This window comes from Nonomuraea sp. SYSU D8015, from assembly GCF_008065375.1.
GTDB lineage: Bacteria > Actinomycetota > Actinomycetes > Streptosporangiales > Streptosporangiaceae > Nonomuraea.
The window spans coordinates 38752-64704 of record NZ_VJYI01000002.1; the positions used below are offsets into that span (position 1 = coordinate 38752).

The 25953-nt window shown below is 70.5% G+C and carries 21 protein-coding genes and 1 pseudogene; 9 read left to right on the forward strand and 13 right to left on the reverse strand.

What is annotated here, in order from left to right; all coding sequences use genetic code 11:
• Nucleotides 1–29: 29 nt before the first annotated feature.
• Together ID574_RS09285 and ID574_RS09290 are read right to left on the reverse strand one after the other, a co-directional pair.
• Nucleotides 30–641: a VOC family protein gene (locus tag ID574_RS09285; protein WP_188188423.1), complete on the reverse strand. Its 612-nt coding sequence runs from the start codon at nt 639–641 to the stop codon at nt 30–32.
• 83 nt (nt 642–724) lie between these two features.
• Nucleotides 725–1081, reverse strand: a complete 357-nt coding sequence (locus ID574_RS09290; protein ID WP_188188424.1) for a VOC family protein — start codon at nt 1079–1081, stop codon at nt 725–727.
• 177 nt (nt 1082–1258) lie between these two features.
• On the opposite strand from ID574_RS09290, the gene ID574_RS09295 reads away from it, so the two are divergent.
• The gene (locus tag ID574_RS09295) at nt 1259–4081 is read left to right on the forward strand and encodes an ATP-binding protein (protein ID WP_223166534.1); all 2823 of its coding nucleotides are present in this window, start codon (nt 1259–1261) and stop codon (nt 4079–4081) included.
• Nucleotides 4082–4103: 22 nt separating this feature from the next.
• On the opposite strand, the gene ID574_RS09300 is transcribed toward ID574_RS09295, so the two are convergent.
• On the reverse strand, nt 4104–5063 hold the full coding sequence (locus ID574_RS09300) for a helix-turn-helix domain-containing protein (protein WP_188188426.1): 960 nt from the start codon (nt 5061–5063) through the stop codon (nt 4104–4106).
• A 100-nt stretch (nt 5064–5163) separates the two neighbouring features.
• Here ID574_RS09300 and ID574_RS09305 point away from each other — a divergent pair, with 100 nt between their 5' ends.
• Nucleotides 5164–6195 (forward strand): saccharopine dehydrogenase family protein, encoded by a 1032-nt coding sequence (locus tag ID574_RS09305; RefSeq protein ID WP_188188427.1) that lies wholly within the window; start codon nt 5164–5166, stop codon nt 6193–6195.
• A gap of 264 nt (nt 6196–6459) precedes the next feature.
• A complete protein-coding gene (locus ID574_RS09310; protein WP_188188428.1) occupies nt 6460–9606 on the forward strand; it encodes an AfsR/SARP family transcriptional regulator in 3147 nt (1048 codons plus the stop codon).
• On the opposite strand, the gene ID574_RS09315 is transcribed toward ID574_RS09310, so the two are convergent.
• On the reverse strand, nt 9590–10351 hold the full coding sequence (locus ID574_RS09315) for an ABC transporter permease (RefSeq protein WP_188188429.1): 762 nt from the start codon (nt 10349–10351) through the stop codon (nt 9590–9592). The genes ID574_RS09310 and ID574_RS09315 overlap by 17 nt on opposite strands.
• Entirely contained in the window at nt 10348–11292 is a 945-nt protein-coding gene (locus ID574_RS09320) for an ATP-binding cassette domain-containing protein (RefSeq protein ID WP_188188430.1), read from the reverse strand. Before ID574_RS09320 ends, ID574_RS09315 begins: the two co-directional genes overlap by 4 nt.
• A gap of 336 nt (nt 11293–11628) precedes the next feature.
• Here ID574_RS09320 and ID574_RS09325 point away from each other — a divergent pair, with 336 nt between their 5' ends.
• The 5 genes and pseudogenes from ID574_RS09325 to ID574_RS09345 all read left to right on the forward strand — a co-directional run bounded on the left by ID574_RS09325 (nt 11629) and on the right by ID574_RS09345 (nt 15232).
• On the forward strand, nt 11629–12036 hold the full coding sequence (locus ID574_RS09325; protein ID WP_188188431.1) for a hypothetical protein: 408 nt from the start codon (nt 11629–11631) through the stop codon (nt 12034–12036).
• 65 nt (nt 12037–12101) lie between these two features.
• Nucleotides 12102–13310, forward strand: a complete 1209-nt coding sequence (locus ID574_RS09330) for a cytochrome P450 (protein ID WP_188188432.1) — start codon at nt 12102–12104, stop codon at nt 13308–13310.
• Nucleotides 13311–13531: 221 nt separating this feature from the next.
• Nucleotides 13532–13693 (forward strand): annotated as a pseudogene (locus ID574_RS09335) (ATP-binding cassette domain-containing protein); the annotation flags it as partial.
• 268 nt (nt 13694–13961) lie between these two features.
• Complete coding sequence (locus tag ID574_RS09340) at nt 13962–14651, forward strand: DUF899 domain-containing protein (RefSeq protein ID WP_188188433.1); 690 nt, start codon at nt 13962–13964, stop codon at nt 14649–14651.
• 347 nt (nt 14652–14998) lie between these two features.
• Nucleotides 14999–15232 carry a hypothetical protein gene (locus ID574_RS09345; RefSeq protein WP_188188434.1) on the forward strand — a complete coding sequence of 78 codons (234 nt, stop codon included), beginning with the start codon at nt 14999–15001 and terminating at the stop codon, nt 15230–15232.
• Here the strand turns inward: ID574_RS09345 and ID574_RS09350 are convergent.
• The 5 genes from ID574_RS09350 to ID574_RS09370 all read right to left on the reverse strand — a co-directional run bounded on the left by ID574_RS09350 (nt 15187) and on the right by ID574_RS09370 (nt 22393).
• Entirely contained in the window at nt 15187–16359 is a 1173-nt protein-coding gene (locus tag ID574_RS09350) for a benzoate/H(+) symporter BenE family transporter (RefSeq protein WP_188188435.1), read from the reverse strand. The genes ID574_RS09345 and ID574_RS09350 overlap by 46 nt on opposite strands.
• A 309-nt stretch (nt 16360–16668) precedes the next feature.
• A complete protein-coding gene (locus tag ID574_RS09355; protein WP_188188436.1) occupies nt 16669–19146 on the reverse strand; it encodes a ligand-binding sensor domain-containing protein in 2478 nt (825 codons plus the stop codon).
• A 632-nt stretch (nt 19147–19778) separates the two neighbouring features.
• Nucleotides 19779–20801 carry an ABC transporter ATP-binding protein gene (locus ID574_RS09360; RefSeq protein WP_188188437.1) on the reverse strand — a complete coding sequence of 341 codons (1023 nt, stop codon included), beginning with the start codon at nt 20799–20801 and terminating at the stop codon, nt 19779–19781.
• Nucleotides 20798–21499 (reverse strand): ABC transporter permease, encoded by a 702-nt coding sequence (locus ID574_RS09365; protein WP_188188438.1) that lies wholly within the window; start codon nt 21497–21499, stop codon nt 20798–20800. The genes ID574_RS09360 and ID574_RS09365 overlap by 4 nt, the downstream gene beginning before the upstream one ends.
• A 21-nt stretch (nt 21500–21520) precedes the next feature.
• Entirely contained in the window at nt 21521–22393 is an 873-nt protein-coding gene (locus ID574_RS09370; RefSeq protein WP_188188439.1) for an ABC transporter substrate-binding protein, read from the reverse strand.
• A 55-nt stretch (nt 22394–22448) separates the two neighbouring features.
• Here ID574_RS09370 and ID574_RS09375 point away from each other — a divergent pair, with 55 nt between their 5' ends.
• A complete protein-coding gene (locus ID574_RS09375) occupies nt 22449–23477 on the forward strand; it encodes a substrate-binding domain-containing protein (RefSeq protein WP_188188440.1) in 1029 nt (342 codons plus the stop codon).
• Between the two features lie 21 nt (nt 23478–23498).
• Here the strand turns inward: ID574_RS09375 and ID574_RS09380 are convergent, their stop codons facing one another.
• The 3 genes from ID574_RS09380 to ID574_RS09390 are packed head-to-tail and all read right to left on the reverse strand — an operon-like array spanning nt 23499 to nt 25906.
• The gene (locus tag ID574_RS09380) at nt 23499–24740 is read right to left on the reverse strand and encodes an MFS transporter (protein WP_188188441.1); all 1242 of its coding nucleotides are present in this window, start codon (nt 24738–24740) and stop codon (nt 23499–23501) included.
• A 33-nt stretch (nt 24741–24773) separates the two neighbouring features.
• Complete coding sequence (locus tag ID574_RS09385; protein ID WP_188188442.1) at nt 24774–25349, reverse strand: TetR/AcrR family transcriptional regulator; 576 nt, start codon at nt 25347–25349, stop codon at nt 24774–24776.
• On the reverse strand, nt 25346–25906 hold the full coding sequence (locus ID574_RS09390; protein WP_188188443.1) for a sugar O-acetyltransferase: 561 nt from the start codon (nt 25904–25906) through the stop codon (nt 25346–25348). The genes ID574_RS09385 and ID574_RS09390 overlap by 4 nt, the downstream gene beginning before the upstream one ends.
• Nucleotides 25907–25953 lie beyond the last annotated feature (47 nt).

The window sequence follows — 25953 nt, forward strand, 5'->3', positions numbered from 1 at the left end:
TCGTGGCCGAGGCCGGCCCGTCGCCTGCCTCAGACGGATGCGGCCTCCCAGACGAACCCGTCGGGGTCGGTGAAGGGCCCGGCATCGCCGCCGATCAGGATCCGGTGTGATCCGGTGCCCTCCTGGGAGACGCCGGTGTCCTTGGCGAGGGCGCGGCGCGGGTAGAGCGCCAGCGTGACGGCCGACGACGGGGTGTCGAACTCGACGTACTTGCCGCCGAAGCTCTTCCCCACGGCCAGGCCACGGTCGACGTAGAACCGCTTGCTCGCCTTGACGTCCGCGACTCCCAACAGCAGCACGACCTGGTCGATGTGCCGGGCGGCAGGGCCGGTGTCCTTCTTCTTCGAGGTCGCGATCTTGCAGATCGTCCCGTCCGGGGCGCGTACGACGCCGCCGTAGCCCCAGAATCCCTTCGTGGCCGGCCTCAGGATCGTGGCACCGGCGTCGAGGGCGGCGCCGACGAGGGCGTCGACGTTGCCCGGCTGGGACACCACGAGGGACAGCGCGAACCCACGGAAGCCGGTCGTCGGCGCGTCCGAGGCGCGCACGTTCACGTACGGCCCCAAACCGAAGGCTTCGTAGAAGGCGTCCACGGCGGTGGGGTCGGAAACTTCCAGGGTGACGGATGCGAAGGAGGTCATGGCAGGTCCTTTGAGCGAGGTGGGTTGGTCGTCTTGTCGGCGGGGCCGCTACGCGGCCGATAGGGCAGGGGCAGGTCCGCTGCTCACCGGTCCTGGATCAGCCCGAGCACGTTGCCGTCGGGGTCGATGACGGTGGCCACCAGGCGGCCGCCGCCGACCTCGTGCGCGGCCTCCTTCACGGTGGCCCCCGCGGCGATCACCTCGGCCAGCTTCGCCTCCATGTCCGGCACGTGCCAGTAGGCCACCGGCGTGGTCATGCCCTGCGGTCCACCGCCCGGCACCAGTCCGATGTGCTGGCCCTCGGCCTCGAAGCCGACGTAGTAGGACGAGTCGGTCTGCGGCGCGACACCGAGCAGGGCCGCATACACCGCCTTCGCCTTGGCCAGGTCGGTCACGGGGTGCAGCACCGTCTTGATTCCCTGGGTGGAAGAGCCGGTCATGGTCACTCCTGTCGTCATGGGTCACATCGACCCGCCGTTTGCGTGTTCATAGCTTTTCTCGCGGCCTGGCCGGTCCACATCCGTGGCGACCACGGAACCGCACCACGGATCGACGGCACGGATCGCGCACGGTGGCCATTGCGGATGGGGTGGGGAGGGATGCGGCAAACTGGGACAGTGGCGACAGGAGTGGAGATCTCGCCTCGGGAAGCCGAGGTGCTGGAACTGGTCGGGGCCCGTCTCAGCAACGCCGAGATCGCGGCACGACTGTGCATCTCGGTACGGACGGTAGAGAGCCACGTCTCCTCGCTGCTGCGCAAGCTGGAGGTGCCGGATCGGCGGGCGCTCGCCCAGCGTGCGCCCGAGCCGGCCGGCGCCGGCCCGTCACGTCGGGCAGCGGTTCTGCCCACCCTGCTGACCTCGTTCGTCGGCCGGGTGAGCGAGCGGGCCGAGCTGATCGAGATGATCAAGACACACCGTCAGGTGACCGCGGTCGGTCCCGGCGGAGTGGGCAAGACCCGGCTCGCGTTGACGGTGGCCGCGGAGGCGGCCGGCGAGTACTCCGACGGGGTGTGGTTCGTCGACCTGGTCCCGGTCACCGATCCGGGCATGATCGCCACTGCGGTCGCCGGGGCGCTCGGCCTCGGTGAGCAACCCGGCCGCGACATGACCGGGTCCGTGGTCGCCGCGCTGGCCGACCGTCATGCGCTGCTGGTGCTGGACAACTGCGAGCACGTGGTGAACGGGGTGGCGCTGTTTCTCGAGCGGCTGCTGGCGACGTGCCCTCGGGTGACGGTGCTGGCGACCAGCCGGGCACGGCTGATGGTGCCGTTCGAACGGGTGTATCAGGTCCCGCCGCTGTCGCTGCCCGTCGATGGTGAGTCGGACGCGGTCATGTTGTTCATGGAGCGGGCGGCAGCGGTCGGTCGGCCGCTGGATCCTCCGCTGCGCGACCAGATCGCCGCGATCTGCGAGCGGCTGGATGGGATGGCGCTGGCCATCGAACTGGCCGCCGCCCGGTATCCCACGCTCGGTCTTGACGGCATCACCGCCGCCCTGTCCCACCCGCTCCGGATGCTCACCGGCGGCTCCCGTGCCGATGAGCGGCACCGTTCAGTACGGGCGGCGCTGGACTGGAGCCATGCCCTGCTGGAGCCGGCCGACCGGGCGCTGCTGCGCCGGGTGTCGGTGTTCGTGGCGCCGTTCACGGCTTCGGCGGCGGCGGAGGTCGCTGGGGGCGAGGAAGGCCTTGTCGCCGAGGGACTGGCCCGACTCGCCGAACAGAGCCTGCTCGTGGTGACGGCCTCCCCGGGCGGCACCCAGTACCGGGCGCTGGAGACCATCCGCCAGTACGGCACGGAGCGGCTCACCGAGGCCGGCGAGTTGGCCGACGCCCGATCCCGGCATCTTCGCTGGTGCTTGGCCAAGGCCACCGGCCTGGCGGAGGCAGGAGCGGACTGGCGGGCCCGCTTCGACGCGGTGGCCGACGACCTGCGCGCGGCCCTGGCGTGGGCGGCCGACCAGTCAGAGCAGCGCGCGGGCGCCTACCGCCTCGCCCGGTGCCTGGCGGGGCTGACCTTCGTCCGTCACCTGACCGGCGAGTCCCAGCAGCGCTACGAGCAGGCGGCCGCGCTGGCCGACGACCCCGCCGCCACCGCGTCGATGCTCCGGCAGGCCGCGGCCGTCGCCGGCTGCCGGATGCACGGTGATGACATGCACCGCCTGCAGCGCGCGGCAGCGGACGCCGCCCGCCGTGCGGGCGACACCGCCGGCGCCGCCCGTGACCTGGCGACCGCCGCCACCAACGCCTACCGGTTCTCCGGCAAGTTCGTACGGAAGCTTCCGCAGGAAGAGGCGATCGCGCTCATCACCCAGGCACGGGAACTGGCCGGCGACGACCCGGCCGCCCAGGCCGCGGTGGCGCTGGCCGAGGCCGGAGTGCTCTACGACGCGTTCGGCGCCGCCCAGGGCCCGCCCGACAACGCCGTGCCGGAGACGATCGCGCGCGCCGGACGAGCGGTCGAACTCGCCCGCCGGACCGGCGACCCGCTCGCCGAGTCCGCCGCGCTCGACACACTCACCGGCGCCCAGAGCTGGGGCGGTGACACGTTCGCCGCCGCCGATACGGCCCGGCGCCGGATCACGCTCCTGTCATCCACGCCGGATACCCCGGCCGGCACCCACGAGCTGGTCGACGCACTCGGCATGGTCACCGAGGCCAGCCTCGGCGCGGGTGACGTGCCGGGCGCCCGCCGGTGGGCACGGCAACTGGCCGAACATCCGTCTCTGGCGGAGGTCGGCCACCTCGCCACGTACCGGCTGCTGATGGTGGAGGCGCTGGCGGGCAATGCCGACGAGGTGCTCACGGGCAGTGTCCGGTTCCTCGACGCGTGGCGGCGGTCGGGCAGCCCGGCCCAGCCGGGCCTCAGCCCGGCGGTGGCCGGTGTGGCGATGATCCACGGCCTCCGCGGCGACCAGGAGGCCCAGGGCGAATGGCGGGAGGTCCTGGATCAGCTCGGCACCTCACCGGGGCGTACCCATGGCTACGGGTCGGTCTTCGACGCGATGCTTCTGCTGCACCACGGGCAGGCGGCGGAGGCGCTGGAGCGGATGGCGCCCGAGCCCGACCAGGTGTGGAAATGGGTCACCTGGATCTGGCTCCACTGGTATGTGGCGCTGCGCACCGAGGCGGCCGTGCTCGCCGGGATCCCCGACGCCGGCGACCGTCTGGCCGACGCTCGGACCATCGTGGCCGGCAACCCGGTCGCCAGCGCCATCGTGGAGCGAGCCCAAGCGCTGCTCGACAACGACCAGGAGCGACTGCTCGCCACGGCAGACGCGTTCGACGCCGCCGGCTGCCGCTACCAATCGGCGCGGACTCTGGTGCTGGCCGGCGGCGACCACGCTGACCGCGGCGCGGCCGCGCTCACCGATCTCGGCCTCATCTCGATGGCCCCAGTGGCGGTGGCGGCTCGTTCCGATGGACGCGCGGCAACGTGAGTCTGAGTCGACTATGACGCCATCACCCTGTGGGCCGAATGGATGTCCGTGAGCGGAAGGTGCGGCGGTAGGTGTCCGGAGGCACACCGACCGTACGGTTGAAGTGCCGGCGCATCGTCGTCGCGGTGCCCATGCCGGTGGCCGCCGCGATGGTGTCGATGCTGTCGTCGGTGGTCTCCAGCAACTCCTGGGCGTGGCGGATCCGCTGAGTCAGCAGCCATTGCAGCGGGGTGGTGCCGGTCACCGACTTGAAGTGACGGCCCAGGTTGCGCGAGCTCATCCGCGCCTGCCTGGCCAGGTCCGTCACGGTCAGCGGCTGGTCGAGCCGTTCGATCACCCAGGGGAACAGTTCGGCGAGCGGGTGGTTGTCCGGGGCCGGCACCGGGGTGGTCACGAACTGGGCCTGGCCACCGTCCCGGTGCGGCGGCACCACCAGGCGGCGGGCGACCGTGTTGGCGATCGAGGAGCCGTGGTCGCGGCGGACGAGGTGCAGGCACAGATCCATGGCCGCGGCTTTGCCGGCGGAGGTGAGCAGGCTGCCGTTGTCGACGTACAGGACGTCCGGGTCCACCTGCACCTGGGGATAGCGGGCGGCCAGGTCTTCGGTGTGCGCCCAGTGGGTGGTTGCGCGCCGTCCGTCCAGCAGGCCCGCGGCGGCCAGCACGAACGCACCCGTGCAGAGGGAGGCCACGCGTGCGCCTGCCTCGTGAGCCGCACGCACCGCCTCGACCAGGTCGGCGGGTGGTTCCACGTCGACGTCGGCCCAACCGGGGACGATCACGGTGTCGGCGCGCGAGAGTGCGTCGAAGCCGTGGTCGGGCTCCAGCCGGAACCGGCCGACCCGTACGGCGACCGGCCCGCAGACGGTGACGTCGTACCAGGGGACTGTCACGCCGTCCGGGACAGCGGCGAAGACCTCGTACGCCAGGGACAGTTCGAAGTGCAGCATGCCGTCGGTGACGGCCAGCGCGACAGTACCCATGTCCGGAATTGTACGAGTGATGGCGTTCCGGACACTCACGGTTCAGCGCCCGCCCCCGTCAGGATGTCCTCAGTGGATCATTCGAGCACAGGGAGAACCCATGGGATCGGGGCAGATGGTGGCGGTGTTCGGCGCGTACGGGCACACCGGGCGGTTCGTGGTGGCACAGCTGCGGGAGCGCGGGTTCGTCCCGATTCTCTCCGGCCGCGACGCCGGCAAGCTGCAGGCGCTGGCGGCGTCTTATCCCGGACTCGAGGCGCGGCCGGCGTCGGTCGACGATCCGGGCTCGCTCGACCGCGCGCTGGCCGGTGCGGCAGCCGTGATCAATTGTGCCGGGCCCTTCGCCACGACGGCCGCCCCCGTGATCGAGGCGGCACTGCGCGCCGGGATCCCGTACGTGGATGTGGCGGCCGAGATCGAGGCCAACGTCGACACGTTCGCGCACTTCACCGACCGCGCCCGCGCCGCGGGAGCGGTGATCGTCCCCGCGATGGCCTTCTACGGCGGCCTCGGCGACCTGCTGGCCACCGCCGCGATGGGCGACTGGAGCGCGGCCGACGAGGCGCACATCGCGTACGGGCTGAGCAATTGGCACCCCACCGCCGGGACGCGCGCGGCGGGCAAGGTCTCCCGGGAGCGGCGGGACGGCCGGCGCGTCCGCTACGCGAACGGGCGACTGGAGTACCGCACCGACAACCCGCCCACCCTGAAGTGGCCCTTCCCCGAGCCGATGGGCACTCGGGAAGTCATCGGGGAGTTCACGATGGCCGACGTCGTCACCATTCCCAGTCACCTGTCCATCCCCGAGGTGTGCACGTACATGGCGATCGAGGCGGCCAGGGACATGTCGGACCCGGACACACCGACACCGGCCGCGGTCGACGAGCGTGGGCGGTCCGCCCAGACCTTCCTCGTCGAGGTCGTCGTGCGCTCCGGCGGCAGTGAACGGCGCGCTGTGGCAAGCGGCCAGGACATCTACGCCGTCACCGCTCCGCTCGTCGTGGAAGCGGTCGACCGCATCCTCACCGGACGGACCAGGACCGTCGGCGTCGCCTCCGCCGGCGAGATCTTCGACGCCCCCGACTTCCTTCGCGCACTGTCCCCGCACATTACCCTGGAACTGCACCCATAGCGGACAAACCACCCAGCGCTGCACGCCGGGCCGCTGTGGTCGCGTTCGCGTCGCGCCGGTGGGTGGTGGTGACGGGCCTCTCGTGTTGTGTCCGGGTGTGAAGGCCGTCACCAGCGGAACCGCGCCGTGGCTGGGGCGCCGTAGCGTCCGACGGAAATCAACGCAGTCGCCCGACCTGCGATGATAAGGGCCTATGAACGTCTATGGCGTGTGTGCGCAGTGACGGTCGGTCGGTCGTCGCCACGGTTCGGCAGAATTGCTGACGTGAGAGTCGGATTGCTGGGACCGTTCGAGGTCCGGAACGGCGACGGGGCCGTGGTGGAGGTTCCTGGGATTCGGCTGCGCGCACTGCTGGCTGCACTCGCCCTCGAACCCGGCCGGATCGTCACGCGTGCGAGGCTGGTGGACTGGATCTGGGGGCAACAGCCGCCCGCCGACGAAGTGAACGCCTTGCAGGCGTTGGTGTCCAGGCTGCGCAGGGTGTTGCCGGACGGTGTGATCGAGGCCGATTCCGGCGGGTACCGGCTGGCCGTGGCTCCTGATGCCGTGGATGTGTGCCGCTTCGAGCACCTGGTCGGTCAGGCCCGTGCCGCCGAACCCGCGGAGCGGGCGGATCTGCTGCGCTCGGCCTTGGCGTTGTGGCGCGGTACGGCCATGGCGGACCTCGCGCTACAAGGCAGCGATGTGTTCGACGCCGCGGTCGCGCGGCTGGACGAGCTCTACGTCGCCGCGCTCGGGGACCGGGTGGATGCGGACATCCGCCTCGGCCGTGGCTCGGAGTTGGTCTCCGAGCTGACCGAGCTGGTTGCCACGTATCCGCTGCGAGAGGGGTTCGTGGCGGCCTTGATGCGGGCGCTCGCCGAGGCGGGGCGTGGCAATGAGGCGTTGACGGTGTACCAGCGGACGCGCGAGCGGCTCGCCGAGGAGTTGGGCGCCGACCCATCGGCCGAGCTCTCCGCGCTGCACACCGCGTTACTGCGTGGCGAGCTGGGCGGGCGGGCGGAGAACCGCAGGACGAACCTGCGCGCCGAGCTGACGAGTTTCGTCGGCAAGGACGATGACATCTCCGCGGTCGCCGGCCTGGCCGTCAAGCACCGACTGGTCACTTTGACCGGGGCAGGTGGCTCCGGCAAGACCAGGCTGGCCACCGAGACCGCGCGGGCGATGCTCGCCGAGCTGCCGGATGGGGCGTGGCTGGTCGAACTGGCCTCGGTGCGGGCAGGCGGTGAGCTGGCGCAGGCCGCCCTCACCGCGATCGGCCTGCGTGACCAGGCAGTGCTCGGCGGTGCGCGGGGCGGGGAACCGGTGGATCGGCTCATCGCCGCGGTCCGGGAGCGCTCGATGTTGCTGATCCTGGACAACTGCGAGCACGTGATCGAGGCGGCCGCGGCCTTCGCGGATCGGCTTCTCGGGGAGTGCCGGAGGTTGCGGATCCTGGCCACGAGCAGGGAACCGCTCGGCATCACCGGGGAGGTGCTGTGGCAGGTCGAGCCACTCGCGCTGCCCGCGAACGGAGCAGACCTCGCCGAGACCGGGTCCTCGCCCGCGGTGCGGCTGCTGCGGGACCGCGCGGAGCTGGTACGTAAGGACATCGGCTCCGACGCGCACACCTTGTCGGCCATGGCGCGCATCTGCTGGGCGCTCGACGGGATGCCGCTGGCGATCGAACTGGCCGCGGCACGTCTGCGCACCATGTCCGTCGATCAGCTGGCGCGTCGGCTCGATGACCGATTCCGTCTGTTGACCAGCGGCAGCCGTACGGTGCTTCCCCGGCACAAGACGCTGCGCGCGGTCGTGGACTGGAGCTGGGATCTCCTGACCGAGGCCGAACGCGGCGTGCTGCGGCGGCTGTCGGTGTTCTCCGGCGGGGTGAGCCTGGAAGCGGCCGAACGGGTGTGCGGGGACGAGGTCGCCGGGGAGCAGGTCTTCGACGTGCTGACCGCGTTGATCGAGAAGTCGCTGCTGCTCGCCGACGGCGAGGTCACGCCGCGCTACCGGATGCTCAACACCATCAGGGAGTACGCGGCGCACCGGCTCGCCGAAGCCGGGGAAACCGAGCAGGCGCGCCGGGCGCACCTCGCTTACTTCACCGAGCTGGCCGAGACGGCGGAGCCGAACCTGCGCCGGGCCGGGCAGCTGGAATGGCTGTCCACGCTGAAGGCCGAGCACGACAACATCAGGGCGGCCCTGCGCGGGGCGATCGCCGAGGGATGGGCCCAGGAGGCGATGCGGCTGGTCGCGGCCGCGGGCTGGTACTGGTACCTCAGCGGGCACAGGGCCGAGGGCGCGGAGTTGAGCATCGCGGCGGCCTCGCTGCACGGTGAGGTGTCCGATGAGGTGCGGGCGATGGCGTACGTCATGGTGACGGTGTTCGTGACCTCCGGGGTCAGCGGCGATCAGTATCAGGCGCGGGAGTGGATTCAAGAGGCCCACCGGTTGGCCCAGCGCAGCGGGTCTCGCCACCCGCTGCTCGGGTTCGTCCAGCTGTGGGAGCGGATGCTGCACGCCCCGACGGAATTCCTGCCCGCGCTCGAGCCGCTCATCGCCGGCGACGATCCGTGGGTGCGCGCGCAGGCCAGGCTCAGTCGTGGCCGATTCCGGTTGACGCTCGGCGCCGACGAGACGGACGTGGACGTCGACGCCGAGATCGCCCTTGCCGAGTTCCGCACGCTGGGTGACCGGATGGGGATCTCGTTGGCGCTGACCTTCCTGGCCGATCGACTCGCCATGCGCGGCGAGTTCGCACGCGCGTGTGAATACCACGAAGAGGCGGTTGTGGCGCTGACCGAGGTAGGCGCGATGGAGGACGTGGTCGGGGTGCGGGCGCGGCTGGCTCAGCTGTACTGGCTGCTCGGCGACGAGCGAGCCAGCACGCTCGCCATGGCGGAAGCGCAGCGGTGCGCGGGCGGGATCGCCTGGCCGGACACGCTTGCCGAGCTGGCGCTTTCGAAGGCGCAGCTGGCGCACTGGCGTGCCGAGCCGGACAAGGCACACGAGCACCTGGCCACGGCGCGGGCGGTGCTGGGCGACGCGGAAAAGGCCGACTCCATCCGTGCCGTGACCATGCACCTGTACGGCTACCTCACCGAGGATCTCGACAAGGCCCGCGTGTATCGGGCCGAGGCGTTCCGCGCGGCCGCGGCCACGGATCACCCGCATCCACCGACGATCGCCGAGATCTTGATCGGGATCGCGGATCTCGCGCTGCGCCAGGGGCAGTACGAGCAGGCCGTGCGACTGCTCGCGGCGAGCGACAGCGTGCGCGGTACGCCGGATCGCTCGCAGCCGGACGTTGCCAGGATCGCCGCGGAGGCGCGGAATCGCCTCGGCGAAGCCGCGTTCGCCGAGGCGACCCGCGACGGACAGCGGCGGGATTGGCGTGAGCTGGCCGAGATCACGCTCGCTTCGTGAACGTCGCACGCGCCCACAGGTAGCCGGCCAACGAGAGCCCCACACACCAGGCGATCGCCGTGATGGCCGATCCCGCCGACGGCGTGCCGGTCAACAGCCCGCGCAGGGTTTCGATGATCGAGGTGAACGGCTGGTACTCGGCGAATTGCCGCGCACCCGGCCCCATCGTGTCGGCCGGCACGAACGCGCTGCTCAGGAAGGGAAGGAGCATCAGCGGGACACCGGCGAGGCCCGCGTTTTCCGGTGTCTTCGCGGCGAGTCCGGACGCGACGGTCAGCCAGCCGATCGCCAGCACCGTCAACACGATGATGCCGATCGCGCCGAGCCACTCCGGGAAACTCGCCGACGGCCGGAATCCCATCAGCAATGCGACCCCGATGATGATCGCGATGGCCACCAGGGTCCGCAGGATGATCGCGAACACGTGCGCGTTCAACACCGCGGCCCGGGACACGTCCATGACCCGAAGCCGGTTGATGAATCCGGTCGTCATATCGGAATTCACCGCGGTCGCGGTGGGTCCTATGCCGTAGCCGATGGTCAATATGATCAGCCCCGGCGTCGCGTAGTCGACGTAGTCGGTACCGACGTCGAACGCGCCGCCGAGTACGTAGACCATGAGGAACATCACGAAAATCGGCACGACTATGGAGTTGAACAGGGTCAACGGATTTCGCATCGTGTGTCGGAAGTTGCGCCGCACCATGGTCGCGGAATCCGCCAGGGAAGCTGAGATGACGTTCATCGTGCGCTGATCTCCTTGCTTTCGTGACCGGTAAGGGCGAGGAAGACGTCATCCAGGTCCGGTGTATGCACCGACAGTTCCTCGACTTCCAGGGAATGCTCATCGAGCCGATCGAGCAGGGCGCGCAATGACCTCACCCCGCCGTCGCCGGGCACACGCAAGGTCAGCTCTTCGTCGTCCTTTGTGGACCCGTGCAGGACCCGTGCCGCGACGTCGAGCTCGTGCCGATTGGTGAACCGTAGCCGGACATGACTGCCGGGAACCCGGCGCTTGAGCTCATCGGCGGTGCCCTCGGCGACCAGCCGGCCCTGATCGAGTACGGCGATCCGGTCGGCGAGCTGGTCGGCCTCCTCGAGATACTGGGTCGTGAGGAAGATGGTCGTACCGTCGGCGACCAGTTCCCGGATGATCTCCCACATCGTGCGGCGGCTGCGCGGATCCAGTCCCGTGGTGGGCTCGTCCAGAAAAATGAGCTGCGGCTGGCCGACCAGCGTCATGGCAAGGTCCAGCTTGCGGCGCATGCCGCCGGAGTAGGACGCCGCCAGTTTGCTCGCCGCTTCGGCCAGGTCGAACCGGTCGAGCAGCCGGTCGGTGATTCGTTTGCCCTCCTTCTTGGGCAGGTGCAGGAGATCCGCCATCATCAGCAGGTTTTCCTCACCGGTCAGCAGGTCATCGACCGAGGCGAACTGCCCGGTGACCCCGATCGCCGCACGCACCGCCTTGGTTTGCGTGGCCACGTCGTGCCCGGCGACGACCGCCTTCCCGGCGTCGGGGGTCAGCAGCGTGGTCAGCACGTTCACCGTGGTGGTCTTCCCGGCGCCGTTGGGCCCGAGCAGGGCGAAGATCGTGCCGGTCCGGACATGCAGGTCGACGCCGTCGAGCACGACCTTGTCTTTGTATGCCTTCCGCAGCCCCGAGGCCGCAATGGCTGAACCGTTCATGGCGTCCAGCGTCGCCGACCGCCCTGATACCGGGCCGTTGCCATCCTGACGCGGGCGCTGACACGACACCGCATCAGCGGCCGATCGCCGCCGGTACCCTTGCCGGCCCGTTCTCTACTGGGAGTCGGCGGCGCAACTCCGCGAGCGCGAGGTCCCGGTCCAGCCGAGATACCAGCAACCGGTCGGTCCCCAGCCGACCAGCCCTCGCGCCGGCCGTCGACCATGCGGTGCCGGTGTCAGCGGCCGTGTCAGGCCGGCGACGGCCCGGTATCAGAGCGGTCGGCAACGCTGGACGCCATGAACGGTTCCAGAACGGATGTAAAGGACCACACAACCATGTCCATCACCCTCACCGACCAGGACAAGATCACCCTGTGGACCGCCGCATGGGGCGCCGTCTCGCTGATGTCCGCCGCCGGTGCCGCCGGCTCGGCCCACAGGGCCGGCACCGAGGGCTCCATCGCCCTGACCTCCGCGACCGGCCTGGTCGGGCACGTGCTCGCCAAGAAGCCCAAGGGCGCGAAGCTGAACGGCAAGTCCGTGGCCGAACTCGCCGACACCGTGCTGCCGGCCCTGACCGCGGCCATGAGCCTGCTCAAGGAGCAGGCTCCGGCCGAGGCCGGCAACTTCCGCAGCACCGTCATCATCGCCATCGACGCAGCCACCCGGACCCACCAGGGCGAGCCCAGCCCCACCATGGCGGAGATGGCCCGCAAGATCACCGAAGCCCTCGACGCCGCTTGACGCGCTGAATGCAACGTAGCTTCCGAGCCACTCCAAACACGTACGATCGCGAGACGAGGAAAGTCATGGGTGAATCCCTCCACACCGTCACGGCGATGCCGACGGCGCGTCAGCCCGGCTGCCCCTTCGACCCGCCGGCAGAGCTGATCGACGCCCGCGGGCACGGCCCGATCAGCCGCTACCCCTTCCCCGACGGACACCAGGGCTGGCTGATCACCGGCTATGACCTGGTCCGCTCGGTACTGGCCGACCGGCGGTTCAGCTCCCGCAAGGAGCTCATGCGCCACCACCCGCTGATCGACTACGGCGACATCGAGGTCCCTCCGGCGCCGCCCGGCGAGTTCCTCCTCATGGACGACCCACAGCACAGCCGCTACCGCAAACCCCTGGCGGGCAAGTTCACCGTCCGCCGGATGCGGCTGCTCACCGAGCGCGTCGAGCAGATCACCGCCGAGCACCTGGACGCCATGGAGGAGACCGGGCCGCCGACCGACCTGGTGACCGCGTTCGCCAAGCCCATCCCCGCCATCATGATCTGTGAGCTGCTGGGCGTGCCGTACCAGGACCGAGGCTCCTTCCAGGAGAACATCGACAAGTTCATGAGCGGGGAAACCAGCGACGAAGACCTGTTCGCCGCCTACACCGCGACCCAGCACTACCTCGGCGAGCTGGTGGCAGCCAAGCGCGCCAACCCCACCGACGACGTGCTCAGCGACCTCACCGACAGCGACCTGACCGACGAGGAGCTGAAGGGGATGAGCCTGATCCTGCTGGCGGCCGGGCTCGACACCACCACGAACATGCTGGCGCTGGGCACCTTCGCCCTGCTGCGCAACCCGGCGCAGCTGGCCGCGCTGCGCGCCGATCCCGCGCTCGCCGACCGGGCCGTGGAGGAGCTGCTGCGGTATCTGAGCGTCGCCAAGACGTTCATGAGGACGGCGCTGCAGGACGTCGAGCTGGGCGGCCACACCATCGAGGCCGGCACGACGGTCATCCTGTCGGTCAACACCGCCAACCGCGACCCCGAGCGCTTCACCGATCCCCACGTGCTCAATCTCCGCAGGCAGGACGGCGGGCACCTGGCCTTCGGCCACGGCATCCACCAGTGCCTGGGCCAGCAGCTGGCCCGCGTCGAGATGCGGGTGGCGCTCCCCGCGCTGCTCAACCGCTTCCCCACCCTGCGGCTGGCCGTACCGGCCGACGAGGTCGCCCTGCGCCCGGAGACAGCCGACATCTACGGGGTCAAGAGCCTCCCGGTCACCTGGGACGCCTGACCGCGAGCCAGTGACGGGTGAGGTCGCGTACGGCCGCCCGCCACCACTGTGGTGGCGGGCCTACGGCGATCGCGACCGCGGTCTAGTCCATGCCATCCGACTTGCTCGCAACACAGGCAAGATCATTGCACCGATATCTCGTGCAGGCGGTCAGGCCGTGCCGATGTACGACCGTGGACAGACGGGGAAGTTCCGACCGTGGTCAGACGCGCTGCGCCGGGATGGTTTGTCACCGTGTTCATGTGATCGAAGTCGGAGAGTCGACGAAGCAATACGGCTCGACGCTCGCCTTGGACCGGCTGTCCTTCCAGGTTCCCCCCGGGCGGGTGACCGGCTTTCTGGGGCCCAACGGCGCGGGGAAGTCCACGACCATGCGCGTCATCGCCGCGACTCCTGATTCACCTGTCACGCGGCCGTTTCGCTCTGGCTGAGCGCGGATGTGAGAGCCGCGGTCAGCCTCACGAGCGGGCCCGGTCCTCGCCACAGCGGCCAGGCCTGGCGGCTGACATGCGGGCGGTGCACGGCGAACGCGTTCCGGGGGCGGCTGTGTGCTCTCTCCCCATCGGATCCGCCGGCCACCGATGAATTCGACGACCGGGCCCGGTCTACACCTACACACTGCAAGCCGCGCACATGATCAGTGGAGGGACCATGAGCACAAACGCGCTCCCGCCCGTCGTCGACGCCGACACCTGGCAGCGTCAGCTCGAAGCACTGCGTGCCCGCGAGAAGGCCGCGACCCGGGAGCTCGACGCCATCGCCGCCCAGCGCCGCCGCCTGCCCATGGTGAGGATGCCGGACTACACCCTCGAGGGCGAGGCCGGGCCTATTCGGCTGGCCGACGTCTTCGAAGGCAAGAGGCAACTGATCGTCTACAACCACATGTGGTTCCCGGGCAAGGAGTGGCAGTGCCCGGGTTGCACGGGGTTCACCTCGCAGTTCACCCGGCTGGAGTTCCTGGACGACTACGATGCCCGGTTCGTCATCGTCACTCAGGGCCCGATCGACGAGGCACTCGCCTACAAGCGGCGGGTCGGGAACAAGATGGACTGGTATTCCACCGCGAACAGCCCCTTCGGCGCCGACGTCGGCGCACCTCCCGGCGGAGGCTTCGCCGTCAACGTGTTCCTGCGCGATGGCGACACCGTGTATCGCACGTGGCACACCAACGGCCGGGGCACCGAGCAGCTCACCCACACGTTCGGGCTGATCGACCTGCTGCCGTACGGGCGGCAGGAGGAGTGGCAGGACTCGCCCGACGGCTGGCCGCAATCGCCCACCTACAGCCGGTGGGCCACCGCCAAGGACATCGCCGCGCTCTACGGCCCGGATACCGCTTAGGGACTTTCGTTCGGCTCATCGAGCGCACCAAAGGAAGCCGTGATCGAGCCGGGACATGCTCGAACACTCCAGTACGTGGATCGGTCTCCGGGGGTCGCCCGACGCTCAGCCCGCGGGCTGTCTGATCGCTTCAACCCCGGAATGCGTTGACCGCCGGGACGGAGGGAATGGGGTCCTCTCTCGCGGCTCGGCCACCCGGTCGATGTTCAGCCCCGCGTCGATGAACGCGCTCAATCGGATCCGTCCTCACGACCCCGTGCGACGGCGTCGACGGCCGACCCTGGCGATTCACCACCCGCCAGTTCCGTCGCAGCAGCGCCTGGCTCATCGCCCACCAGTCCTTCGACGTGGTCGCCGGGAAGATTCAATACAAGGATGCTCAGGTCGCCGTCTTCGAGGGCCACGCCGGCACTTCTGCCTCCAGCTCCCCCGGCGAGGCCCGCTTCCTGCTCGGCAGGACGCCGGAGCGCGCCGACCGGCTCGAGGAGGCGCTCCCGCACCTGCCCATGGCCACCGCCGTGCATGCCGAGCCCGACTACCTGGGGTCGGTCGGCAGGGTGGAGCGCGAACCGGCCGCCTGAGCCCGCCGTAGCAGCAGGTGCATGAGGCCACCCGCCACGAGACCCCAGAAGGCCGAACCGACGCCCAGCCAGCTCACGCCCGAGGCGGTGACCGCGAAGGTGACGACCGCGCCCTCTCTGCCGTGGGCCTCGGCGAAGGCGGACGAGAGCGCGGAGCCGAGCGCGCCGAAAAGGGCGAGCCCGGCCACGGCGGTCACCAGGACGGGCGGCGCCAGCAGGACCAGGGCGGCGGCGGCGCTGGACAGCAGGCCGAGACCGATCATGGAGACGCCCGCCGTGACCGAGGCGATCCACCGGCGGGAGGGGTCCGGTGCCGCCTCGGGTGAGGCGGCCAGCGCGGCGGTGATGGCGGCCAGGTTGATGGCGTGCCCGCCGAAGGGCGCGCCGAGCGCCGAGGCCGCCCCCGTCGCCAGCAGCACCCCGCGCAGCGGCGGACGGTAGCCGTACCCGGAGAGGACCGCCATGCCGGGGACGTTCTGGGCGGCCATCGTGACCAGGAACAACGGCACGCCGATGCCCACCACCGCGGAGAGGCTGAAGGCGGGTGGCGTGATCTCGACCACCGGCACCAGGCTGAGGTCTCCGGGAGAGTAGGCGATCGCGATGACCGCCACCGCGGTCGCCAGTGCCCCCGGCACCGCCCACGTGCGGGCGAAGCGGTAGAGCAGCGCCCAGACCAGGATCACCGGACCGGCCAGGTACGGCACGTCGAGCATGGCTTGGACCGGCGCGAGACACAGCTTGAGCAGCACCCCCGCGAGCATCGCGGCGGCGATCGGGCCGGGGATCGCCGCGATGGCGCGGCCCAGCCACGGGATCAGCCCCGCCGCCATGATGAGCAGCCCGCAGACGACGAACGCGCCCACCGCCTCGGCGAACCGGCCGTCCGCGGTCAGCAGGAGTGCGGCGCCCGGAGTGGACCAGGCGATCGCGATGGGCATCCGGTACCGCAGGCCCAGCACGATCGAGACGGCCCCGACGGCGACGCAGAGCGCCATCAGCCCGGAGGCGGCCTGCCGTTCGTCGGCCCCGACGGCCCGTAACCCGGCGAGGATGACGGTGAAGGAGCTGGCGAAGCCGACCAGCGCGGTCACCACTCCGGCGATGATGGGCTGCATGCGTTCCATATACGGAACATACAGGATCGGACAGGATTGCCTCATGACAGCCGCGAGCGGCGACCCGCGCGAGGTCGGCAGGAAGGTGCGCCGACTCCGCGCGGGAGCGCGGGATCTCGCCGTCGCAACCGGCCAGGCGAGCCGGTGTGGGCAAGGCCGTGGGTGCCGAGCCGGTCCTCGCGTCGCTGCTGATCCGCTACCCGGCCACCCCCGCTGTCGCTCTGAGCGTTTTTCGCACGGGCATGCATCCTTGCGTGTCGAGGAGAGGGAGATAGCGAGACACGGAATCGGTTCAGACCGAAATCAGCCAGGCGTCTTTCACGTCCGGGATATCGCGAGCCGATGCAGTCGCTCGTTGATCTTGTAGTAGAGGTTGCCGTACCCGTCGGCCGTCAGCCCTTCCATCCCCGGATCCGTCCGCAGCACGGTCAGCACTTTCGTCGACTTTGCGATCTTGAAGATCTGGTCGCCGAGCGTGCCATACACGTGGCCCGGATCTTGCGGCACGGTCAGCAGCACCCCGTCACGCCAGGCGAGGCTGGGCCTGGCGGCGTAGTCGGGATCGGGGAACAGCCGTTTCGCCGTGATCGTCCCGGGCGTGGCCGGATCGAGCGTGAACAGCGAACCGCCCGCCAGCCCCCAGAGCTCGCCGTCCACCTCCGTGAGCGCCGTGACGGCCTTGGGCGCCGTCAGCGGGAGCGGATGCAGGCGCACGGCGCCGGCGGCGGCGTCGTAGGAGAAGAGCGTGGCCGATGCCCCCGGCGCGTAGACGGGGTCGACGCCCAGCGCGCCGCGCGTGGAGGTGCCGCCGAACAGCCTGCCTCCCGCGTAGGCCAGCGAGACGACGGACTGGTTCGGCACCACGCAGACGGTCCGCCCGGCCGTGCCCTCCTTCCAGACGGTGAGGGCGCCGCTGCGCTTGCCGTACTTCGGGACCGTGCCCATGTAGACGGCGCCGTCCGGGCCGCCGGCGAGCGCGTACGGCCGGTCCTGCGGCGGCGGGCCCTTGCCCGGCTCGCAGTCGTCGGCCTTGTCGCCCGCCTCGCCGCCGGTGTACAGGAGCGTGGGCGGCCAGGAGCCCGCGGGGTCGTGGCGGTAGAGCCTGGCCGACGGGTAGACGCCGATGTAGAGCCGGCCGTCGTGCGTCAGCAGGCTGTCGGTCTGGTTGAGCCCGGTGAGGGTCCGCGTGTCCGGCTGGCCGTCCTTCTCGTCGCCCCGCAGCGGGTCGTAGACGCCGTTGCCGCCGGTCAGGTAACCGCCGGTGTAGATGCGGCCGTCGGGTCCCGCGCCCAGCGCGTTGATCGCGGCCGGCAGTTCGGGGGTGCCGGAGACGACGCGAGTGCTCCACTGGCCGCTCGCCGGGTCGTACTTGAAGATCCTGGTGCCGTCCACGGCCGCGCCGAGGCCGACCAGCGTGCCGCCGGACCAGGTGTAGCCGGTGACGTCGAGCCCGGGCCGGACGGAGGTTGCCTGGACGGATCTGGTGCCCACGTCGTAGGAGTGGAGCAGGCCGTCCTTGACGAGCCAGACCTTGCCATCGCGGGCCGGGGAGTGGTGCAGGTCCACGTCGGTGATCGCGGCGTCGGTGACGGCGGCGTGCGAGCCGTCGGCGTTGCGTACGACGCGCAGGACGAGCAGTGTGCGGTCGATCCAGGCGAACAGCCTGCCGCCGGTCCAGGTGAGCCCGCCCACCATGGAGTTGTGTGCGTAGGCCGCGGGAAGGAGGCTGTCCACTCGCCCCGTGACGTTGTCGAACCTGACCAGCGCGGCGTTCGTCCCGGTGCCCAGGTATGTGGCGTTGGCGTCCGGGTCGTGGGCGAGGCTGCGTACGTACTGCGCGCCGGCCACGATCGGCTGGTTCCCGATCGTGGTGAAGGCGCCGTCGTCGTACTTGAAGTAGCGGCCGTCGTTGTACGTGCCGCCGTACACCTTCCCTCCCGCTCCGGGCTCCAGGTCCCAGATGAACGAGTAGCCGCCCTCGGCCCGCCCTAGGTCGGTGACCGTGGACTGGCCAGGGACGTGCCGGTAGAGCTTGGAGTTCGGATAGGTGCCGAGGTAGACGCTGCCGTCGGTGGCGGTGGCCGCCGCCCACCCGCCGACGGTGGGCGTGGCCGAGGTGTCCGGGATGACGATCTTCCTGGTCACCCTCTCGGTGGCGAGGTCGATCACGGCGAGCTGTGGGTTGACGTCGGCGGTGCCGGTGTAGAGAGCGTAGGCGCTGCCGCCCGCGAAGGTGGTGGCGTTGGGCACGGTGCTGACGATCTGCACGCCCAGATCGGTCACGTCCTTGGTGATCAGCACCTCGTCCCAGTAGGCGGTGCCCACGTCGGCCACACCCGAGTAGATGAGGGCCGAGACGGTGGCCGTGCCGGCGGGCGCGACGCCCGAGGCCGTGACGCGGTTCCACCGCCTGCCCGTCGCCGAGGCGTTCGCACCGCCAGCGAGAAGACCGCCGGAGGCATCCCTGAAACGCAGATACAGATGCGCGGCGCCGCTGTCGGCCCAGACCTCGGCGTGCAGCGTGTAGCGAGTCCCCGCCGAGGCGGGCAGGCCCGGCACGCTCTCTCTGCCGTAGGCGGCAGCCGGATCGGTGTCGGTGACGCGCGCGGTGGTACGCCCGTCCCAGGTCACGGCGTCGACGCCGCCGGCGGTGTGCGAGCCGCTCCAGCCGGTCAGCCCATCGTCGAAGCCGTCGTTGACGATTCGCAGGTCGGCCGCCTGCGCCGGTGTGAACGGCACCGCGAGCAGCGCCGCCAGGAGCGCCGTCGCCACCGTTCCGCGCAGGGCGCGTCTCACGCGCCTCTGCCTTTCCTGCGGACGGACCGGCGTCGAGTGCGCCGCCGGATCGGCCACGCTAATGGACCCTCCACGAGGATCTGCACGGTACCACCTCCATTGGTGTTCATTCGTGCGCCATAACGGTCCCGACCGTAACCTTGCGATCGACTCCCGTCAATGTTGTGATCGCCGTCAGCGAGCTCCCCGTGGGGCGACGAAAGCGGCCATGTACGGAAGTCGGTGGGTCAGCCAGTCGCACGGCCTCTCGCCTGCCGTCCTCCGAACCACCCTGAACGTGCACGGCACCCGGCCAACCGCGGACGCCATCCTCAACAGCATCCACCTCGCCGGACTGCACGACACATCCCCGCCTGGGCGACGCCGACGCCGCTGGGCCGGCGCGGCGAACTGCCGCCCGTCCCGGTGCGCGCACTGCCCGCCTGGGTCGCCGAGCACGTCAGCGCCGTCGCGGAGGAGATACAGACGCCGCTCGACCTGGCGGGCTGCGTCAGCCTGGCCGCCTCGTCCACTGCCGCCGGTGGACGCGCGGTCGTCAATGTCCCGGGGCTCATGGGTGGAGCCGTGAACGTGGTGGCCATGCCATCCCTCGTGGGGATCGGCCGGGCGGGCGCTGTGATGAAGGTGTCGTCTCAGTCGGCGATGACCAATGACCGCGCGTGCCGAATCCTGACGCGGACGTTGCTGCCGATCGGGGGAAGCTCGGTGGCGAGCACGTCGCCGGGGTGCAGGCACGTCAGCCGGCCGGTGGAGGTATCGACGTCGACGCGGGTGGCGATGCCGAGTGCGACGGTCCGGCGCAGCGTTCCGGTCACCACCCGTACAGCATCGGTTTGGTCGGCGGGATCCTCGGACGGGTCGAGAACGAGTTGGGTGTGCTCGGGCCGCGCCGCGAGGGTGTGCGTCCGGCCGGTGAGAGCCGCCGGGAGGAGGTTGGTGTAACCGAGCAGTCGGGCCGTGTCGGCGTCACTGGGGCGGTCCAGCACCTCGGTGGTCGGCCCGTGCTGGCGGATCCGGCCGTCGATCAGCAGCGCGGTGTCCTCGGCGAGGGCGAGGGCCTCCTGCCGGTCGTGGGTGACCAGGATCGTGGCGGTGGGCTGCCCGGTCAGCGCGGCACGCAGGTCGGCGAGCAGGTCGGCGCGGGTAGTGCTGTCCAACCCGCTGAACGGCTCGTCGAGCAGCAGCACCCGGGGTCCGACCGCGAGCGCGCGGGTGATGCTGACCCGTTGAGCCTCGCCTATGGACAGGGTGCCGACATCCCGGTCGGCGAGGGGCGCCAGGCCGAGCGACTCGATCCACGGCCATGCGCGGATTCGGGCCTCGCGGCGGCTCATGCCGCGAAAACGCAGTCCGCTGATCACGTTGGCGGCCACCGTGCCGCGGCGCAGGATCGGCCGTTGCAGCACGGCCGCGATCGCCTCGCGCATCAGTGACCGTGTCGCGGGGCGGCCGTCGAGCAGGATCTGTCCGCTGACACGGTGGCTGGTGAGCAGGCCCAGCGCGCGCAGCAGGGTGGACTTGCCGGCGCCGTTGGGACCGAGCACGGCCAGCGTGCGTCCCGCCGCGACGTGCAACTCCGGCACGCTGAGCAGTTCCCGGCCGCCGGCGTGCACACGCAGGTCTCGGCACCCGATCCCGGTGCTGAGGCCGCTCACCGCGGCACTGTCCGTCGCTGTTGCGTCAGGGTCAGCGACAGGTTCACGCCGAACGCGATCAGCAGCAAGATGATGCCGAACGCGATGGCGAGCGAGAACTGGCCCCGGCTGGTGGCCAGTACCGCAGCGGTGGTCAGCACCCGGGTCTGTCCAGCCAGGTTGCCCCCGACCATCTGCGCGGCCCCGACTTCACTGACCACTGCGCCGAACGCGGCCATTGCCCCGGCCAGCAGCGGCAACCTGGCCTCGCCCAGCAGTGCCGCGAACGCGCGGATCGAAGTCGCTCCCAGAGCCTGCATCTGAACCCGGAAGTCGGGATCGACCTGTTGCAGCGCGGCCGCGACCAGTGCGACCACGATCGGGGTGGCGATCGCGGCCTGGGCGATGACCATCGCGGTCGGGGTGTAGAGCAGCTCGAGCCCGCCCAGCGGCCCGCTGCGCCACAGCAGCACGGTGACGAACAGACCGACCACTACCGGCGGCAGGCCCATCCCTGTATTGGCTGCCGCCAGGACGATCCGCCGGCCCGGGAAGCGCGCCAGCGCCAGGGCCGCGCCCAGCGGCAATCCGATCAGCAGGGCGATCGCGGTCGCGCTCAACGAGACTCGCAGGGTCAGCATGATGATCGACCAGCTGTCCTGGTCCCCGGAGAGCAGTAATCCGATCGCGTCTATCAGCCCGTCGAACAGCACGTCCATCAAATAGCTCCCCGGCCATGCTCACTGGCCCAGTTTCGCCTCGTCCGCGCCCGCGTCCGCGGTGAACAACGGCTGGCCGAACTTCGCCCGCCCGAAAGCACCGATGAGCCGCTGCGCGGGTGGGGCGACGATCCAGTCGGCGAATGCCTTCGCTCCGTCGGGCTGCACCCGATCGCCTGCCTTCTTGGTCATCTCGATGACGTGGTAGACGTTGAGCAGGCCCGGATCGCCCTCGCTGAGCACCTCCAGCGCCAGGGTGCCGCGCTGGGTGAGATAGGTGGCCCGGTCCGACAAGGTGTAGGCGGCCTTCTCACTGGCGACCCGCAGTGTCTCGCCCATGCCCTGCCCGGTGGACTGGTACCAGGATCCGCCTGGGGTCACCGCCGCCTTGGACCAGAGGTCCTTCTCCTTGGCATGCGTACCCGACTCATCGCCCCGGGAGAGGAACACCGCCCGCGCGGCCGCGATCTTCTTCATCGCCTCTGCGCTCTTCGCGCCCCGTATCTTGGCCGGGTCGGCCCGTGGGCCGATCAGCACGAAGTCGTTGTGCATCACCAGCCGCCGCGAGCCGGCGCTGCCCTCGGCCACGAACTTCGCCTCCGCCGCGGGGGAATGCACCAGGAGCACGTCGGCCTCCCCGCGACGGCCCAGTTCGATGGCCTGCCCACTACCGACCGCCAGGGTCTTGACCTGCCAGCCGCTGTCGCGGGTGAACGCCGGCAGCAGCTCATCGAGCAACCCGCTGTCCTGGGTGCTGGTCGTCGTGGCCAAGATCAGTGACTTCTCCGCCGAAGGGTTCGCCACCGGCCCGCTGGAGGAGGGGGCGCTCCCGCACCCGGCCAGTAAGAACGTCGCGACCCACGCGCAAATGACTACCAAGAGCCTTCTGCTCATCACTGTGGCCCCATCTGTGCTACTTCAGAGCAGTGCAAGTGTAAATTATCCAAGCGTGACCCGATATCGGGAGATTTGCACCGACCTCGCCCATCAGATCAGCGCGGGGACCCTCCACCCTGGCGACGAGCTGCCGGGGGTCCGCGATCTCGCCCAGCAGTGGCACACCACGGCCTCCACCGTCAGCCGGGCACAGCGCCGGCTGGCCGACGCCGGCGTGCTGGAACTGGCCGACCGTCGCCGTGCACGCGTAGCCCCCGGCGCTGCGCTCGCCGCCCGCCGGTTCCTGCACGTGGACTCGGTCTTCACCCTCGCCGGCAGCGACGATCCCGCTCTCGACCTCCTCACCGGCGCGCTGGACGGAAAGCTGAAAGTCGTCACGCGCGAGGGCAGTGTCGCCGGCCTCAGCGCGGTGCGTCAGGGCCACGCCGACGGCGCCGCGATCCATCTGCTGCACCACACCGGGGTCTACAACGCGCCTTTCGCGCTCGGCATGCTGCGGGGCCTGGAACCGCACTTGATCCACCTCTGGCGACGCGAGCAAGGGCTGATCGTGCCGCCGGGCAACCCCCACCGCATCACCGGCATCGCCGATCTCGCAGAGCGGCGGGTCTCCACCCGACGCCCGGGCACCGGGACCCGAATCCTTCTGGACCGGCTGCTCCTGGCCGCCGGTCACGACCCGGACAGGCTCCGGGGACCGCAGGTCGGCTCCCATCTCGAGGTCGCCCTGGCCGTCGCCACCGGCACCGTCGACGCCGGCCTCGGAGTCCGCTCGGCCGCAACCGACCTGGGCCTCGAGTTCATTCCCCTGACCTGGGAGGACTTCGACATCGGGCTGGCCGGGCACGCCCTCGACCCGGCTGCTCATCTCACCGCCGCACTACGCACGCCGACCCTGCGTGACAGGATCACCTCACTGGGCGGCTACGACACCTCAAGGTCTGGCGACGTCACGAAACTCTCCGACACGGAGCCGAGCGGGGCCCGTGTGCCGGGGAGTGGTCAGCGTCGCCGAGCGGTGTCGAGCACCCTTTCCCCGGAAAGAGCCGACGCTTTTACAGCTCGTGACCGTTCCGGCTGAGCCGACAGCTGAACGCTGGACTTAGGCGGGCGTGCGGTTCACCAGGACGCGGGCGAGCACGACGGTGATGACGCCGGCGAGAACGACGGACAGCAGGCCGACGCGCAGACTGGCGAGGTCGGCGACGAATCCCACCAGGGGCGGGGACAGCAGGAATCCGCCGCGCAGCAGCCAGCTGACGATGGTGAGGCCGGTGCCAGCGGGCAGTCCGGGTAGTTCGTCGGCGGTGTGCATGGCGGCAGGGACGAGGGTGGCCACGCCGAGCCCGGCGAGGGCGAAGCCCGCCAACGCGGTGCCCACGCTGGGCATGGCGAGGGCGGCGCCCATGCCGACGGCGGCGAGAGCTCCTCCAGCACGCACGACGGTGCGCTGGCCGAAGCGGTCCACGACACGGTCGCCGGTGAGGCGGCCGACGGTCATGGCGATCTGGAGGGCCACGACGGCCAGGCCGGCGGTGGCGGCACTGGCGTGCAGGTCGCCGTTGAGGTAGAGGGCGCCCCATGACGCGCCGGCGTCCTCGACGAGGGCGCCGCAGGCGGCCAGCACGCCGAGAGCGGCGAGCATCCGCACGGCCGAGCCGGTGAACGAGCGCCAACGTCCGTGGGCCGGTGGGGCGGCCGGGTGCCCGTCCGCTGCGGCGACGTCCTGGGCTTCGGCGGGGCGTTCGGCGTCTTCGGGGCCTGGCAGCAGGAACCGGTAGGCGACGAGGGCGACGATGCTGAACAGCGTCGCGGAGATGCTCAGGTGGACCGCGAGGGGGATGTGGAGGCCGGCGGCGGCCGAGCCCATCAGGCCGCCCAGGACCGCGCCGATGCTCCACACGCCGTGCAGCGAATTGAGGATCGAACGCCGGTAGAGCCGTTGGACCCGCAGGCCGTGGGCGTTCTGCGCGACATCGACGACCGCGTCCAGCGCGCCGATGACGAACAGCACGAGACCGAACGCGATCCAGTTCGGCGCGAAGGGGATGGGCAGCGTCGCGATGGTGGTCGCGACGATCCCGAACGCCGCCACGCGTGCGGAGCCGAACCGGCGGATGGCGGCGCCGGCGAGCAGCCCGGCCAGCAGCGCGCCGATCGAGTACCCGGCAAGCGCGGCGCCGAAGACGGCGTTGCTCACGCCGAGATCGGCCTTGATCTGCGGGTAGCGCGGGACGACGTTGAAGAACACGGCGCCGTTGGTGAGGAACAGCGCCGCGACGGCGGCGCGGGCCAGGCGTGCCTGACGGGTGGGCGCGGCGAGGGGAGCGGCGGCAGCGGACATGCGGCTTTCCAAACGTAGGTGCGAGGGAAGGGGTCAGCGCAGGAACCGGTGGATGGCGTGGCGGATCTGCTCGGACGTCATCGGGTCGGTCGACAGGGCGCTGTGCAGCACGAGCCCTTCGATGAGTGCGTCCAGCTCCCGGGCGGTGGTGGCGTCGAAGTGGCGTTCCAGCGCCTGCCGGCTGCGCGCCATCCAGGCCTGGGTGACGGCCCTCAGGGCCGGGTTGCGTGCCGCGGCCACGTACAGCTCCACGGAAAGGACGAGGTCGTGCCGCGAGCCGAGCAGGTCGTCGGCCACCAGCGTGATGACGGCCTCGACCGCCGCGTCCCGGTCCTGCGCGGCGCTCAGCCGCTCGTCGAAAACACGGGCCACCGACTCGGCGTGCCGGGTGAACGCCTCGGCGAGCACCTCCTCCAGGGACGCGAAGTGGTAGGTCATCGAGCCCAGCGGCACGTCGGCAGCGCGGGCGATCTCCCGGTGCGTCGTCCCGGCGACGCCACGCTCAGCGATGACCGTGAGCGCGGCGTCGATCAGCCGGTCCCGTCGTCCGGGGTCGTGCCGGCGAGGCCGCCGTGGGACGGGTGGCCGCGGGGCGGTGGGGCTGCTCATGCCGTACCCGGCTCGATGGTACGGATCACGCGGGCGGGGTTGCCCACGGCGACGACGTTCGCCGGGAGATCCCGGGTGACCACCGCGCCGGCGCCGACGACGGTGTTCTCCCCGATCGTGACCCCGGCCAGGACGATCGCCCCGCTGCCCAGCCACACGTTGTCACCGATGGTGATCGGCTTCGCGGCCTCCCACTTCGCCCGGCGCAGCTCCGGATCGACCGGGTGCGTCGGCGTCATGAGCTGCACATATGACCCGATCTGCACGTCGTCGCCAATGGTGATCGGCGCGACGTCCAAGGCGACGAGACCGAAGTTGGCGAACGACCGGGCGCCGATGCGGATGTGGCTGCCGTAGTCGACCCGCAGCGGCGGCCGGATCTCCGTGCCCTCACCGACCGCGCCGAGCAGTTCGGTGAGCAGCCCGCGCCGCTGCTGCGGATCACGGGCCGACGTCGCGTTGTACGCGTCCATCAGGTCCATCGCACGCAGCATGTGCTCGGCCAGCTCTGGATCGTCGGCGATGTACAGGTCACCGGCGAGCATCCGCTCACGCATCGAGCGATCATCAAAGTCAGGCACCATACGTACAAGCGTACACATCC